Below are 15,643 nucleotides of genomic sequence, written 5' to 3'. Positions count from 1 at the left end.
CCATGGACTCATATATATGTAAAGATTCGTTAATAAAAAGGAGGAAGCATGAAATGCACAAAAGATCTGTCATACGAAAGGCAAATAATACAGTCAAACAACTACAAGCACCTAGAAGACTTAACGGAATCCGGGCGAGTAGCGTTGCAAAGGCAATGAGAATGATGCTTGCCGCACAAAGATCATTGAATGCACAAAAACCGGTTGTTATTAATCAAAGAATTAGGAGAATAAGTACGGATCGAAATTGGGTAAACGCACTTGAAATCGAGCGAAATCCGGCATGGGTTGCGCCGCAATCTGGTGAATCGTACGTTTGGGGAAGAAATGACCCTAACGGTCCTGCTGCTGTAGTCGCCAGAAGATTTACGATTAGAGACGATATTGAGAGAGCTAGCTTATTCCTGTCCGTTGATAACTTTGCCATCGTTTTAATAAATGGACGGTCGGTAGTTATCGACAATCCGCAGGGCAATGTTTCATTCTTTAATCCTGGAAGAACGTTTAATATTAGGCGTTTCCTTCGGAGAGGTACAAATGATATTGTGATCGCCGCTTTTAACTTTCCGTCAAATGCAAACAGAAGCGGAGATAATCCGGCTGGTGTCCTTGCACGTATCGAAATTGAACTAGAAGATTAGTCCGGTAGTAGCTCAAAGACACCAAACGAATGGGTATTTTTTCTTTATAAGTTGGGATATACTGGTAGCGTCATACCCAAGAAAAAGAAGATAGGTGTCAGAGGACAATAACATATACACTTAGGGACCGCGTAGATACGCGGTTTTTTTGTATTAAGCCGAAAAGGACAAGAATTTATATCCATTGCCGCCGTACGAAGTTTTAGACTATAGCATTGTGTTAAAAAGTTACTTTAACTGCATAAGGTCACGTACATCAAAAAGTAGCATCACCTATTTGGTTTTATAACGGTACTTATTTTAATCAAGTTACTTATTCTTTCTTCTCAAAGAAAGCTCGGGTATCCTCCCTACGCTTAGGAGGCAATGTTCTATCGAGCTCTTTGTCTAACCAATCAAGTGTTTTAGCACGTAATTCTTTTCGCATTTTTTCTTCTGCATCTAACATAACCAAATTAATTGTACAGTGGGGGTTAGGAGATTGGCAGCATGATTTTTCCGATTCTTGAGCTAAATATCCCTTACTGAGAATATTTTTGCATTGAAAGATGGGTTTATTTTCTTCGACTGCCTCTATGACATCCCAAAATGAAATATCTTTAGGAGATTTTGCTAAGCGATATCCACCTTTAACTCCAGGTACTGAATGTACGATGCCTGCTTTCGATAGCTTACCGAAAATTTTGGAAAGGTATGTTTCTGAAATACCTTGGAATTCATGTGTTCAATCTTAGAAGGAAGCGTGATTGATTGTCAATAGCGAAACCACTTGAAGCGCATTACTAAAGAATTGACATTCTAAAAAAATGCATTATTCTGGATTGATCATATCGTCGATTAGCAAGACGATTAGAGAGCTGATTAAAATACGCGCATCTCAAATCAATAAGTGTGCATTTTGTCTCAATATGCACACTGCGGAAGCAAGAAAATTAGGAGAAACCGAACAAAGACTTTACTGTTTGAATGCTTGGGAAGAGTGTGATTTCTATACAGATGAAGAGAAAGCTGCTTTAGAACTAACTGAACACATCACTCTTATCTCAAACCATGGTGTTCCAGATTCTTTATATCAACATGTTCGTACATTCTTTAGCGAAGAACAATATTTTGAGCTAATCATTATTATTGGTCAAATTAACACTTGGAATAGAGTTTCTATTGCAATGGGGAATACCGTAAAGTGAAATAGAGATATGGATACAAGATGGAATTGGTGAAATTAATATTGTTCAGATGATAAAGGGAAACAACATATACACATTGGAACCGCGTATCTACGCGGTTTTATTTGTAAATAATAAGTCAATCTATCCATATATTCTTGAAAATAATTATTTTATTGTCGTTTCTAGTATAATTTTCGGGTTTTCTGCATTCTCTAGTTTTACAAAAAAATGAGATTTATGAATTGACATTCCGTACCGATCTGCCCAGCATGATTCAAACAAAAGATAAACGCATCGTTTCTGGATTCTCCCGAAGCACAGAAGCTCCCGGGGATCTCATTTAAATCTTTTTAGGAAAAGGTACATCTGTATAGTCTAGTCAGTTCAGCGCTACTCTTTTAATATGGTTGACAGTTTATAAAAGGGAGCTCATACGCTGTATACTGCGGAGCTCCCTTTTGCCAGTTACAGTGAGAGTTTCTGTGAGCAATCATAAAAGCATGACGGACTTGCATACCCTTTGTACACTCAGTTGAATTGTTTTCGTGGTAACGCTTGTACAGGGTGGCGGGTTGAATACTGTGCTGCTCAACCTTCCGCATGGAATATTGCGTTTGAGCACACAAGGAACGTGCACCATTATAGGAGCTTGCTCTGTGTTTGTGGAGATGACTATTATTCCGGTGTAATTCATTGCAGTAGGCGGTGGATATATACCAGAAAATCAGGCACAAGCCTGCTTTCTTGATTGCCTAACTATAGAAGCACTAATGTTTTTGCTGTTGACTTTGCCCTTAGGGTAAGATGTACAGTGAAATTGAACAAAGTATCGATATTTAAAGCATTTTGTCTGTATTAAAATATGAAGAATGGAGGTGACCTCTTGCTATCGATTGGAGAATTCTCAAAGATATGCGAAGTGTCTACAAAAACGCTTCGATATTATGATGAAATTGGATTGATTCATCCTGATGAGATCAATCCTGAAAACGGTTATAGGTATTATTCCATCAAACAACTAAAAAAGATGCTCTTTATCAACCGTTTGAAATCCTATCATTTTTCTTTGGAAGAAATCAAAGCCATTCTGGAATTGGAAGAGGATCAGTCAGAAGAGAATCTTTGTTCTGCCCTTAATCGTAAGCGAAGAGAAATACAGGAACAGCTAAACACTTTTGAATATACCCTAAAACAAATGAGTAATGATATTTTAAATTTAGAGAAGGGCATACCAATGATGTCATACCTTGACAATATAGAAGTGCAACTTATTGAAACCCGGCCAATGAATATCCTTTATATGCGTCAGATGATGAGTATTGATGACTATGCTCTAGGATATGGAAAGTATTTTAGCAGGCTATATGAAAAGATTGCTACTGAAAAACTCACCTTGCTTGGTACGCCAATGACGATTTATCACAGCCCTGAATACAATCCTGCCGGCAATGATACAGAGTTTGCCATCCCGATAGAGGAGACTGTAAAGGGAACGAGAGATTTGCCTGGAGGCCTTTGTGCGAGATCTGTTGTAAAGGGTTCATATTCAGAATTGACATCGGTATATGCCAAGCTGAGAGAATGGGTAGAAAATGAAGGCTATGAATTGGTGAAATCACCATATGAAGTATATGTAACCGACCCCAATCAAGCCACCGTTCCTGAGGATATGGTTACCGAGGTATATTTTCCTGTAAAGAAAAAATAGTAGCACGACGTGACATTATCATTAACGCTCGCTAAACAAAACAAAAAACGTCTTTTAGAGAGGTATCTATAATGAAAAGAAACTACTGGCCAACTACAGAATGGTAGACCGTAGACCCGGCAACCTTGAGAATGGATTCTGAAAAGCTTTCAGAGCTTGAACCTATGATAAAATCCGAGTACAGCAATATAAACGGTATTGTTGTTGTGAGAAATGGGTCTATTGCTTATGAAAGATATTATAATGGCTATGGCCCGGATGATACGCACCATGTGGCATCTGTAACGAAAAGTGTAATATCTGCCCTCATTGGTATTGCCATAGATGCAGAATATATTAAAAATGTGGATCAAAAGGTGCTGGATTTTTTCCCTGAATATATTTCCGATGCTGCTGATAGGCAAAAACAAGAAATCACCATACGCCATCTTCTCACGATGACGGCTCCTTATCCATTTGAGGACTGGCAAGAACCGCTGGACAAGATGTGTATGCAACCCGACTGGGTAAAGTATACGCTGGATATGCTGGGTCAAAGAGGAAGTATTGGAGCTTTTAAATATTCCACCGCAGGGGCGCACCTGCTTTCAGCCATCATCACTCGTAGCACAGGAAAAAGTGCCCGTGAGTTTGCGGGCGAACGCTTATTTAAACCGATCGGCATGAAAGAAATCCCAGATTATGATATGAAATCATTTGGGTTTGAGGATTTATTCGGGAAGAATGTGAGAGGGTGGGTGAAAGACCAGGACGGTATCTCCACAGGAGGGTGGGGGATTACGTTAACACCTCGTGATATGGCACGTTTTGGCTATCTTTATCTCAACCGCGGCACATGGGATAATCAACCGATTATATCGGAACCATGGATTCACCAATCAACAGAGATGAACGCCAATCATTACGGTTATCTATGGTGGTTACGCGATGAGGACGGAGTTTCTGCATTCTCGGCACTAGGTGATGGCGGCAATGTCATTTGCTGCATTCCGGAAAAAGACCTGGTTGTAGCCATAGCATCAGAATTTATCGTTGATCCTCGTGATCGGTGGACACTGATTAAAGAGTGCGTTATCCCGGCTATCATAGACTAAATATATTATCGGCAAAATACTATGTAATCTACACATACACGAAATCAGTAGAACCTCTGTATTTGCAGAGGTTCTTTGGCATATGAGACAATATATAAAATGGTATGTCAATTGAGCAATTGCTATGGAGGTATCTGCCTTGTAATGTCGAAAAACCAATCAGACATATACATAGTAACGCGTGCTTAATAATACAAACGAGTTTTTTTATGGGAATTTGATAATTGACCATGGTTGAGGAGTGATCAGATCCATGGTATTAATTAAATATAACTTCCCCTAAGGAGAGCGTCCCTTGAATCTAAATGACTTAGAACAATTAAGAAACCTTTTTTCGAAGAATGCAAACCCATTTCTAGCCCTCAAAATGAAAAGTTATATGCGTAATCAATTTGAATTCTTCGGCATACAGTCGCCGTTAAGAAGAGAACTCACATCACAATTTCTAAAAGAATACGGTTTCCCTCATGAAGATCAAGTCGTTGAAACGATCACAGAGCTGTGGAACATGAACGAAAGAGAGCTCCAGAATGCGGCTCTTCAGGTAATCGATATGAGAAAGCGCAAGTTTCATCAGGAAGATATCAAACTTATTGAACAGATTACGATAGAAAAATCCTGGTGGGATACCGTTGACCATATCGCTTCCAATCATGCTGGGCATTATTTTTCACTATATCCCGAACAGCTGTTTATCGCAGATCGATGGATAGAGTCCGATAACTTTTGGCTGCAGCGGTCGGCTATTCTGTACCAGTTGAAGTATAAGCATAATACGGATGTCGAGAGACTATTCACTTATATAAGGAAGGTCTCTGAATCCAATGAATTTTTCATACAAAAAGCAATCGGATGGAGTCTTCGCCAATATAGCAAATATAATCCTGAAGCGGTCAGAGATTTCGTAGAATCGAATCCTTTATCCAATCTAAGCAAACGGGAAGCTTTGAAAGCTCTGAATCGGATAAGCTTATCTTAGTCTAAACTGCATGCAAACTTACCTGATTTGATCATCTGGAATAAAATTAGGTGAAATTGTAGAGGCGTGAACGACGAACGCAGTGTGAGGAATTGATGTGACATGATAGTGGCGGATCAGGAGTTCACGATTAATATAAAAAGAATCGAGAAGGCATCCCAGGCGGGAGTGCCTTCTTTGTTTGCCCGATGAATCCCAAAACTGTTGTTGTTACTGCTAGTTTTAAGTAACACTTTGTGATTTCCTCATTTTTCTCCATTAACTAAAAGAGTAATTTGGTGTGCCATATAATTAGGGCTGTAGGGCGTTCTTTCTTTCAGCCACCAAGTTACAATACCAAGTGTTGAAGAAGCGATCACTTCATTAAGGACATGGAAAGGCCGTCCCTTTATTATTCTTTCCTCGCCCCACAGGGTGATGATATCCAATAGCATTCCGAACACCCGATCATGAAAAGCCTTATTCTCTAACATCACATGATACAAACCTGCATTTTGATAAAAATGTTCAAGAAATGAAGTGAGGGCGGGATAAGAAGGTGAATGAGAGGATGAATTCTTGATAGCATCAATCGTAATGGTCTGGTACATCTCATCAAGAATCCCTTCAATCATCTGCTCCATTAAGTCATCTATTCCGTCGTAATGCAAGTAAAACGTCGCTCGATTTAACTCTGCCCGGTCAGCAATACGTTGAACGGTTAGTTTGGTTTGATCCGAATCTTCTCGAATTAAAGAGATAAGGGCTTGTTTAAACATCTTTTTTGTCCGCTTAATTCGAGGATCGATTTTGATATCTTCTGAGCTCATCTTTTCCAGTCCTTTATCTATAATTTCATACATATTCGACATATGTTATAAATCATGTCGTTTAGTAGGCATATCACCGAAAGGTGTAATTTACGGCTATTATTTTATCGTGCTAGTATTCATTTTATCAACATTGCATCTGTTAAACAACAATGTGTCTATTATAAACGAAGGTGGATTGTTCATGAGTCAACGCATTCAAAATGAAGAAAAATCAAATAGGAGAGTTCTTTTATTTATATTGTTATCAGGTTCATTCTTATCTGTTCTGAATCAAACGATACTGACCGTTGCATTACCGGAATTTATGGGCGAATTTGATATTAATGCGACCACGGTACAATGGCTGACAACAGGGTATATGTTAGTGAATGGCATCTTGATACCGGTAACTGCCTATTTAATGAATAGATTCACGACCAGGCAGCTCTTCATAAGTTCCATGCTCTTCCTTCTGCTTGGAAGCATATTAGCAGCTTCTTCTCCTAATTTTTCCTTATTATTAACCGGTCGATTGGTGCAAGCTTCAGGAGCCGGAATCATCATGCCTCTATTAATGGCTGTTATTTATGAAATTTTCCCTATCAATAACCGTGGATCCGCGATGGGAATGATCGGTCTTACGATGGCGTTCGCTCCTGCGATTGCACCTTCTTTGGCCGGTATAGTTATAGAACATGTATCTTGGCGCTGGTTGTTTATTGGCATGATCCCATTGCTCTGTATCGTAATCCTATTATCGTTCAAATACTTAGTTAACGTATCAGAGACATCCAAACCCCAAGCGGACATTCCCGGAATCATATACTCCACCTTAGGATTTGGCGGCATCCTTTACGGTTTTAGCAACGCAAGTGGCAGCGGATGGGGGAATATCGTCGTTTTGTCTTGTTTGATCGGTGGGGGAACTTTTCTTGTACTCTTCTGTACGCGTCAACTCAAATCGTCTAATCCTATGCTGGACTTACGCGTTTTTAGCAATAAAACTTACTTATTGACGACAATCATCAATACTTTGGTTACGATCATTATGTATGCGGATATGATTTTAGTTCCTCTGTATTTGCAATCAAGCATGGGGTACACTCCGCTAGAATCAGGCTTACTGTTGCTGCCCGGAGCGCTATTGATGGCAGTTATGTCACCGATAACTGGCCGTTTATTCGATAAATTCGGACCGAGGATTCTCATGTTAACGGGGCTTGTTTTTGTCATTATAGCGATGTGGGGCGTAACGAATTTAAGCGTTACAACCAGTTACACTTATTTAATGATACGTACGATCGTTTTACGTCTTGGTTTATCTCTGTTAGTTATGCCTGTAACGACTGCAGGTCTCAATGCGCTGCCCAAAAAATGGACTGCTCATGGTTCTGCAGTTACGAATACGGTTCGTCAAGTGGCAGGCGCTATCGGAACAACGCTCGTGGTTACGGTGATGACGATCAGTTCCAGTCATCACCTAACAAAATTAATGCAGTCCGATCCGTCATTTTCACAAACCCAGCTCACACAAGAGTCATCCATTCTTGGCACGAGCGATGCCTTTATTTATATCGTATTTGTGGGCATCATCGCATTTATCTTGACTATATTTATGCCGAAGCAAAAATCTGGCTCAAAGCAAGAAATCTCCAATTCGCAAAGTCCTTCTCGTGCTGACGCTTAAATATTCATTTCTTTAGAAGTCGAGTTCGATCATAATAATGTTCGATTTATTAATTCATATAATATAATATCAAATAAAGTGTAGCGTGATCCAAGATTTGTATAGAGGAAGCGACGTCCAGCATTAACGAAATGATAATAACTTTGCAACAATTACGAGTTGGCACAGGCAGCCAGCCGCGGCTAACATTGGCGATCACCGTACGAAGATCCGACGGAGACAAGAGGCAAAAACATTTCCAGATGAATAGTGTGTCGAAGGACAAGTCGCCAAATTGGCGGCTTTTTTGTTTTACCGATATAACCGAAATGGACAATAGCAAAATAAATTCGCTGTCATGTGCTTACTGTTGGAAGGATGGCGGCAAGGACTCTTCAAAAATTAAACGTGAGCACTCTAATATAATATGAATACTTTGAGCTAATTAACTTAACAATATTCTTGAACTGCAATGAAGCCATCCAAAGCTAGAACCCGACTGAAATATTCATGTGATGGAAATTAAGCAAAAAACATTAGGAGGTTATATGAATGCAATTCCAACAGCCACAAAATCACCAAAACATTGAAACAGGTATGGTTCCACCACAAATGAACCATGGCGGTCATGAAATGTTTGATGTCCACGAAGTATTGGCAGGATCAATCAATACAATGAATACTTATATCATGCTGAGTGGGCACATACAGGATCCAGAGCTTCGGGATATCTTGCAGCGCCAGAAGCAATTTATGGCTGATGAATATAATATCACCTTAGAATGCTTTAAATCAGGACTAGATCCTTCAAAACCGACGCAAAGCTATAAAATGAAACAGCGGAACGACTTTACTTATGGTATGAAACCAAGTCAACCGATAAAACCAATTCAGTCTGCTGCCGAGATAAAAGATGAAACCATTGCGCTCAGCATGTTAAATGCAGTTAAATCGGGTGCTACAATGAAAACAAATGCTGCAATGGAAACAACGAATCCGGTAGTACGTCGTGTGCTTGCTGATTCCCTTCCCAATTGTATTGAAATGGCTTATGAGATCTCGCTTTACCAAAACAAACATGGCTACTATCAAGTACCACAGCTTTCTCAGCAGGACATGCAGCAAATGCAAAATGGTTACGCCCTTGTCCCCATGCAGCCGCAAATGTCTGGCAAACTGTCTCCTCACTAAAATCAAAGCGCCGGCTTCTGAATCCATATTCATTCGATTAACCAGTCCATCAAAGGGCTGGTTTTTTCGGTTGTCGGAAGACAAGAATATTTTCTCATTCGGGAGTTCTCTCATTTAGAACACTACAGCTGCTGATGGTGAAATCAACTTTATCTAATCATGGAATGACAATAACATGCATTCATAACCGATGTAATCCAAGGCTTTAATCCTTGCAAGAAGCTGGGTTAAGGCCTTGGTTTTTGTGTGTTCCGAGAGACTTGTGGACGAATTTCTCACTTTTTTACCAACTTTAAATAGTTTATAATTATTAGATAATAGTAGATATTTTAATCTATATATATTTATGAATTAGCTGAGAACACTCGCGATTTCAATCGTGAGATGAATCGGCTTCGGACAAGGCGTGTCTTTTGACACGTTAATTGTCTGACATATGTTAAATTGTAAATTAGAAAAGACACGGATAGTTAGTACAAAAACTATCTTGACGTATGTTATCCTATATTTGGGGCAAACAACAATTCCAATCATTTCCAATGTATTGAGGAGTGTTTTAGCAAGACTGTTTTTTAAGAGTTCCCACAGCTAAAAAACAAACTGTCAGGAGGATATCTTTGAAATCCTTCTTACTTTGAGGCAACTATTAGCGAATATACAGAAGCACAGAACGACAGTATATTCAAAATCACTAAGTGAGGTGAGAACAGTGATTGTAAACAAAGCATATAAGTTTCGTATCTATCCAAGCAAGGAACAAGAAATCTTAATCGCTAAAACAATCGGCTGTTCTCGTTTCGTTTTCAATCGCTTTTTGACACAATGGAGTGACGCATACAAGGAAACAGGTAAAGGATTAAACTACAGTTCATGTTCAGCTAAACTCATGCAATTAAAAAAGGAGTTCGTGTGGCTGAATGAAGTGGATAGTATTTCCTTGCAGTCATCGCTAAAGAATCTTGCGGATGCGTTTGATCGTTTCTTCAAAAAGCAAAATGACGCACCACGCTTCAAGTCTAAAAAGAATAAGGTGCAATCCTATACAACCAAACAAACGAATGGAAATATCGCTATTGTAGGCAACCATATCAAATTGCCTAAACTCGGTCTTGTTCGTTTTGCTAAAAGTCGTGAAGTGAGTGGTCGCATTCTGAATGCTACCGTTAGACGTAATCCAAGCGGAAAATACTTTGTGTCCATCCTTGCTGAAACAGAAGTGCAACCATTAAAAAAAACAGGTTCTTCTGTTGGTGTTGATTTTGGATTAAAAACTTTAGCATCCCTTTCAGATGGAACACCATACGAAAATCCAAAATGGTATCGCAAACTTGAAGAACAATTAGCGAACGCGCAGCGTATCCTTTCCAGACGTATAAAAGCTGGTTCGAATTGGAACAAGCAACGTGTTAAGATTGCAAAAATCCATGAACGTATCACCAATGCAAGAACAGACTACTTGCAAAAAATCTCTACTGAAATCATCAAAAACCACGATGTAATTGGTATTGAAGATTTGCAAGTATCAAATATGCTGAAAAATCACAAGCTGGCTAAAGCAATTAGTGAAGTATCTTGGTCACAATTCAGAACTATGCTTGAGTACAAGGCAAAATGGTACGGCAAAGAAGTGGTTACTGTATCCAAAACCTTTGCAAGTTCTCAGTTATGTTCGTGCTGTGGGTACAAAAATAAAGACGTTAAGGAACTAAAACTTCGTGAGTGGGATTGTCCTAAGTGTGGCGCACATCACGACAGAGATATTAACGCAGGACAAAACCTTAAAAATGAAGCGATAAGACTTCTAACCGTAGGAACTACGGGGATAGCCTAATCAATTAGAAACCGATAGGTTTCCGTACTTAGGAATCTCGCGACTTAAGTCGTGAGAGGTTCAAAATAGACTAAATTGACACAGAAAAGGTGTGTTTCTAGGTGACGCCTTGCTTATTAATGACATCTAAGCAGGAGCGCCTACTCTTTTTTTCAAATATACGGGATAAGGAAGGTTATCATGAGCAACATACAGAAAAAAACAGATGTTATCTTAATTGGTGCCGGAGTAATGAGCGCGACTTTGGGATCATTACTGAAAGAATTAGCACCTGAATGGGAAATCAAAGTGTTTGAGAAACTCGAAAAAGCAGGAGAAGAAAGCTCTAACGAATGGAATAATGCGGGCACGGGCCATGCTGCACTGTGTGAGCTTAACTATACATCCGAAAAATCTGACGGATCTGTAGATATTAGCAAAGCTATAAAAATTAATGAACAGTTCCAGCTTTCAAGACAGTTTTGGTCTTATCTTGTAAACAGCAATCTGATTCGTAATCCGCAAGACTTTATTATGCCAATACCTCATATGAGTTTAGTACAAGGGGAAGAAAATGTAACATTTTTGAAAAAACGTTTTGAAGCGCTGTCAAACAATCCTCTGTTTCAAGGGATGGAATATTCCGATGAATCTGAAAAACTGAAGGAATGGATTCCGCTAATCATGGAGGGCCGTACATCGAATGAACCGATAGCGGCAACAAAAATCGATTCTGGCACGGACGTCAACTTTGGCGCTTTAACGCGCATGCTGTTTGACCACTTAGAGAGTAATAACGTTGAGATACACTACAAGCATAGTGTTAAGAATATTAAACGTACTAGCGACGGCACGTGGGAAGTGAAAGTGCATGATATCGATAGCGGTAAAATCGAGTACCATACTGCAAAATTCGTCTTTATCGGCGGTGGTGGCGGAAGTCTACCTTTACTACAAAAAACCGGTATTCCTGAGTCAAAACATATTGGAGGGTTCCCGGTAAGCGGGCTATTTTTGGTATGTAACAATCCGGAAGTTGTAGCGCAGCATCATGCAAAAGTATACGGTAAAGCTAAGGTTGGGGCTCCTCCAATGTCTGTTCCGCATCTGGATACAAGATATATCGACAACAAAAAAGCATTGTTGTTTGGACCGTTTGCCGGCTTCTCACCAAAGTTCTTAAAAACGGGTTCCAATTTTGATTTAATAGGTTCCGTAAAACCGAATAATGTCTTAACTATGTTGGCCGCAGGGGTAAAAGAGATGGCATTGACAAAATACCTGATCCAACAAGTGTTGTTATCGAATGAAAAGCGTATGGAAGAATTACGCGAGTTTATTCCGAACGCTAAAAGCGAGGACTGGGATATAGTAGTAGCGGGCCAACGTGTGCAAGTTATCAAAGATACGGATGCCGGTAAAGGAACACTTCAATTTGGTACGGAAGTTGTTAGTGCCGCTGATGGCTCGGTAGCTGCATTGCTCGGTGCTTCTCCGGGTGCTTCTACTGCCGTTCACGTTATGCTTGAGGTATTAGAAAAATGCTTCCCACAGCATATGAAAGAGTGGGAACCGAAAATAAAAGAAATGATTCCTTCTTATGGTGTGTCACTAGTGGAAAACCCAGAGCTTTTCCAAGAAATTCATACATCAACAGCGCAGACGCTTAGTCTAAGCGAAAAAGAACTGGTCTATAGTTAATTCATTGGATGAAAGTATGATAAATAGATTAAAAAGGCAATGATTGAAGGTTTTTTTCACTAAACCTGTCGGAGGACAAGAACATACATGCATAAGAAGTCGCCAAAATGGCGGCTTTTTTGATTTAACGATACAAGTTTAATGGTGGTCTTTAAAACTATTTTGATAGATTTGAACTGGAACAAAAGGAGACATTTACTCTTATTGGAAATCGGGCTGGGAAGCAGGAAAAGGGGAAAATAGTTAATACCGCAAAAAAGGAGGATTAGTTGATGAGTATGAGGAAATTAATCACTCAGTGCAAGTGGCGGATCTCATCTGTAATTTTACGGGTTCAGAAACCGGGCTGAAGAGCTAGGCTTTTGAACCTGATTCATATACTTCACTTAAAGCGAATGAAGCCAAGTGTCGGATTTATCAAGAAAGGGAATGATTATGCGAGTAATTACTTTATGCGGTTCTACAAAATTCAAAGATCAATTCGAACAAGCTGAACTACTTGGTAACCTGCATTTTAGAAAGATTGATATTTCTGATGAAATATTTGTAATTGATGTTGGAGGTTACATAGGGAACAGCACAAAAAAAGAGATCAAGTATGCTGAAGAGAAGGGAAAGGCAATCCGCTACTATTCTAATGGTGGGATTCCTTCAAAAGTATTCAACTAAGCTCAAAAAGACCATCTGAATGTCTGTTGCATATCAAAATCAGCATTTGGGTTACTCGGTGGTGAGATCGAGCGTTCATTTTCAAAATGGGAAGCAAACAGATCGCTTTACGAAGCAGCCTTAAGAGCAGTTAGTGAGGAACGAGAACAACGATATAGCAATATCCATGAATTTAAAAATGCATGGTATGCAGTTAAAAATGGAACAAATAATATCAAATAATTAAGAAAAGAGCTAACGCTGCCAACTAGGCAGCCATTACTTCATCAACGGGAAACGTTAGTTGAATAAAGACAAGACGGCAGCTGGCCAGAAATCGTCGGCCATTTTTCATTGAAGTAACGGGCGGATAAGTTGAAGTAATAATGAAAACAGAAGAATTTAACGGGGGAATTACTCTGGATACCAAAAGCTGTAATTTGAACGAAATTTCCTACGATGATTTTGAAGATGTGAAGAAAATATACGTTAACGAGCAGGTTAGAAAATACTTAGGAGGTGCCGTTCCTGAAGAACATACACGGGCAAAGTTTAATGATACAGTAGTTCGCTCCTTCAATTCGGATTCATCCTTTTTGGTTGTTCGGTTAAAAATAAACAATCAATTCATTGGGTTGGTATCCTTGGACAATCATGTTGATGGTGGCATAGAAGTGTCATATGAATTTCTTCCTGCTTGGTGGGGGCAAGGATTCGCAACTGAAGTAATAAACCGCGTTATTAAGTATGCCTTCGAGGAGATGGGAATTGTTAAACTTTTGGCTGAAACTCAGACAGCCAATGTTAGTTCATGTAATCTCTTAGAGCGATTAGGAATGAAGTTAGAAAGGAAAGTCCAGAGATTTGGTTCCGAACAAGGGATATTTTCTATTGAAAACCGAGTTCATTGAACTAACGGGACACGTTAGTTCATGCGCCATAGATATAGTAAAGCCCTGGCGATATATAAGTATTGTTAGAATGTCTCGTATAGGTGGGCTTCTCATTATTGCTGGGGTTTTGTTGAACATAAGTGAAATTTGGAATATTTGGTTTTATCTTTTACTCACATTAGACATTGTTCTACTAATAGTCCTTATTTTTGGTATTATAAAAAATTGGCCACGTATTTCTTCGCAAAAATGAGTGAAGAAACTTAGGAAAAAGGTGAGGAAATTAAAAGTGACACCTCTTAAGGAGTAAAAAGTTGCGTCTTCAGAAAAGGACGAGTTTTGTAACATATATTTAGCTTGTAAGATATTAACATGTTATATTTTTTATTAAAGGGCGCTTTTTAATTTTGTTCAGCAATCTTTTGCGTAACAAGGATTAAAAATCACAGGGGGAGAAGAGTTTAGCATTGGTGAATATTTTGTGTACCCTATTTTGAGAATAATGGAAATGATATTTGGAATGTTTTATGCCATGTGTGAAAGTAGCTTGTCTTAGGAGAGGAGATAAAAAAATGATTGAATTACGAAAAATAACCGGGGATAACATAGATGAAGTAATAGCACTTGAAGTTGGAGAAAACCAGAAAGACTTTGTGGAAACTACTAACCTCAGAAGCTTTGCAGACGCTCATGTGTTGAACGCAGACGGAATACCAGCGACTCCCATTGCCATTTATGCCGATGGAGTTGTGATCGGATTTTTGATGTATATTTATGATACGACGGATCATGAATCATTTCAAAATGAAGTTTATTACGGGAAGAAGACCTATTTCATTTGGCATTTTATGATTGATAAGAGTTATCAGGGGAAAGGATATGGCAAGCTTGCCTTTGAAAAAATGTTGGCGGATATTGAAAATATCCCATATGGGGAAGCACAATATGTAGACCTCTTTTATCATAAAAGTAATGTCATAGCTAAAGAATTATACGCTTCATTTGGTTTTGTAGAAACAGGCATCATTCAGGATAATTCGGTGCATGCGATTAAAAATCTAGATGGGAAAATAACAGAAGCCGTAGTAGAATAGGATCCCTCGGAAAGCCGGTTTTGTTAACTCTGTCTAAGCAAAAATATGATATTTACACCGCAATCGGTGCGTTTGTGAAGTAAGCAACTGGTCCAATTTCTTAATTTTAATGTTGAGAAATTGGACTTTTTATATTTATTCATAGTGCAAAATAGAACTTAAAACAGGTATGAAATAATTCCAAAAGTGACAATTACAAGCTCTCGATTTAAATATTTCTGGATAACTCGAATTGTCATTCTTGTTTAACTAACGGGA

Annotated in this window: 12 protein-coding genes and 2 pseudogenes; 12 read left to right on the top strand and 2 right to left on the bottom strand. The window is 39.0% G+C overall.

Going from position 1 to position 15,643, the window contains the following annotated elements; all coding sequences use genetic code 11:
- Positions 1–53: 53 nt before the first annotated feature.
- Positions 54–641 (top strand): hypothetical protein, encoded by a 588-nt coding sequence (locus MNQ98_RS16100; protein ID WP_241929166.1) that lies wholly within the window; start codon positions 54–56, stop codon positions 639–641.
- 313 nt (positions 642–954) lie between these two features.
- Here the strand turns inward: MNQ98_RS16100 and MNQ98_RS16095 are convergent.
- Positions 955–1,359 (bottom strand): annotated as a pseudogene (locus MNQ98_RS16095) (Rrf2 family transcriptional regulator); the annotation flags it as partial.
- A 112-nt stretch (positions 1,360–1,471) separates the two neighbouring features.
- On the opposite strand from MNQ98_RS16095, the pseudogene MNQ98_RS16090 reads away from it, so the two are divergent.
- The 4 genes and pseudogenes from MNQ98_RS16090 to MNQ98_RS16075 all read left to right on the top strand — a co-directional run.
- Positions 1,472–1,828 (top strand): annotated as a pseudogene (locus tag MNQ98_RS16090) (carboxymuconolactone decarboxylase family protein); the annotation flags it as partial.
- Positions 1,829–2,693: 865 nt separating this feature from the next.
- Positions 2,694–3,518, top strand: coding sequence for a MerR family transcriptional regulator (locus MNQ98_RS16085; RefSeq protein WP_241929165.1), 825 nt, complete (start codon positions 2,694–2,696; stop codon positions 3,516–3,518).
- A 131-nt stretch (positions 3,519–3,649) separates the two neighbouring features.
- On the top strand, positions 3,650–4,612 hold the full coding sequence (locus MNQ98_RS16080; protein ID WP_241929164.1) for a serine hydrolase domain-containing protein: 963 nt from the start codon (positions 3,650–3,652) through the stop codon (positions 4,610–4,612).
- A gap of 379 nt (positions 4,613–4,991) precedes the next feature.
- The gene (locus tag MNQ98_RS16075) at positions 4,992–5,591 is read left to right on the top strand and encodes a DNA alkylation repair protein (protein WP_241929163.1); all 600 of its coding nucleotides are present in this window, start codon (positions 4,992–4,994) and stop codon (positions 5,589–5,591) included.
- Between the two features lie 245 nt (positions 5,592–5,836).
- Here MNQ98_RS16075 and MNQ98_RS16070 read toward each other — a convergent pair whose 3' ends face one another.
- Positions 5,837–6,400, bottom strand: a complete 564-nt coding sequence (locus tag MNQ98_RS16070; RefSeq protein ID WP_241929162.1) for a TetR/AcrR family transcriptional regulator — start codon at positions 6,398–6,400, stop codon at positions 5,837–5,839.
- Between the two features lie 184 nt (positions 6,401–6,584).
- On the opposite strand from MNQ98_RS16070, the gene MNQ98_RS16065 reads away from it, so the two are divergent.
- From MNQ98_RS16065 to MNQ98_RS16030, 7 genes are all read left to right on the top strand, one after another.
- Positions 6,585–8,069, top strand: a complete 1,485-nt coding sequence (locus MNQ98_RS16065) for a DHA2 family efflux MFS transporter permease subunit (RefSeq protein ID WP_241929161.1) — start codon at positions 6,585–6,587, stop codon at positions 8,067–8,069.
- Between the two features lie 531 nt (positions 8,070–8,600).
- A complete protein-coding gene (locus MNQ98_RS16060) occupies positions 8,601–9,239 on the top strand; it encodes a spore coat protein (protein WP_241929160.1) in 639 nt (212 codons plus the stop codon).
- A gap of 709 nt (positions 9,240–9,948) precedes the next feature.
- Positions 9,949–11,070, top strand: a complete 1,122-nt coding sequence (gene tnpB, locus MNQ98_RS16055) for an IS200/IS605 family element RNA-guided endonuclease TnpB (protein WP_241929159.1) — start codon at positions 9,949–9,951, stop codon at positions 11,068–11,070.
- 180 nt (positions 11,071–11,250) lie between these two features.
- Positions 11,251–12,750, top strand: a complete 1,500-nt coding sequence (locus MNQ98_RS16050; protein ID WP_241929158.1) for a malate:quinone oxidoreductase — start codon at positions 11,251–11,253, stop codon at positions 12,748–12,750.
- 435 nt (positions 12,751–13,185) lie between these two features.
- Complete coding sequence (locus MNQ98_RS16045; RefSeq protein WP_241929157.1) at positions 13,186–13,419, top strand: hypothetical protein; 234 nt, start codon at positions 13,186–13,188, stop codon at positions 13,417–13,419.
- Positions 13,420–13,784: 365 nt separating this feature from the next.
- Positions 13,785–14,309, top strand: coding sequence for a GNAT family N-acetyltransferase (locus tag MNQ98_RS16035; RefSeq protein ID WP_241929156.1), 525 nt, complete (start codon positions 13,785–13,787; stop codon positions 14,307–14,309).
- Positions 14,310–14,863: 554 nt separating this feature from the next.
- The gene (locus tag MNQ98_RS16030) at positions 14,864–15,385 is read left to right on the top strand and encodes a GNAT family N-acetyltransferase (RefSeq protein ID WP_241929155.1); all 522 of its coding nucleotides are present in this window, start codon (positions 14,864–14,866) and stop codon (positions 15,383–15,385) included.
- Positions 15,386–15,643 lie beyond the last annotated feature (258 nt).

Origin of the sequence: Paenibacillus sp. N3/727, assembly GCF_022637315.1 — a bacterium.
GTDB classification, from domain to species: domain Bacteria; phylum Bacillota; class Bacilli; order Paenibacillales; family Paenibacillaceae; genus Paenibacillus_AQ; species Paenibacillus_AQ uliginis.
The sequence above is the reverse complement of the archived record's forward strand: the minus strand, read 5'-3'. Positions and strand labels throughout refer to the sequence as shown.

Coding starts and splice junctions, on each gene's coding strand:
- MNQ98_RS16100 (WP_241929166.1), top strand. CDS start 54: ATGCACAAAAGATCTGTCATACGAAAGGCAAATAATACAGTCAAACAA.
- MNQ98_RS16080 (WP_241929164.1), top strand. CDS start 3,650: ATGGATTCTGAAAAGCTTTCAGAGCTTGAACCTATGATAAAATCCGAG.
- MNQ98_RS16075 (WP_241929163.1), top strand. CDS start 4,992: ATGCGTAATCAATTTGAATTCTTCGGCATACAGTCGCCGTTAAGAAGA.
- MNQ98_RS16070 (WP_241929162.1), bottom strand. CDS start 6,400: ATGAGCTCAGAAGATATCAAAATCGATCCTCGAATTAAGCGGACAAAA.
- MNQ98_RS16065 (WP_241929161.1), top strand. CDS start 6,585: ATGAGTCAACGCATTCAAAATGAAGAAAAATCAAATAGGAGAGTTCTT.
- MNQ98_RS16060 (WP_241929160.1), top strand. CDS start 8,601: ATGCAATTCCAACAGCCACAAAATCACCAAAACATTGAAACAGGTATG.
- MNQ98_RS16050 (WP_241929158.1), top strand. CDS start 11,251: ATGAGCAACATACAGAAAAAAACAGATGTTATCTTAATTGGTGCCGGA.
- MNQ98_RS16045 (WP_241929157.1), top strand. CDS start 13,186: ATGCGAGTAATTACTTTATGCGGTTCTACAAAATTCAAAGATCAATTC.
- MNQ98_RS16035 (WP_241929156.1), top strand. CDS start 13,785: ATGAAAACAGAAGAATTTAACGGGGGAATTACTCTGGATACCAAAAGC.
- MNQ98_RS16030 (WP_241929155.1), top strand. CDS start 14,864: ATGATTGAATTACGAAAAATAACCGGGGATAACATAGATGAAGTAATA.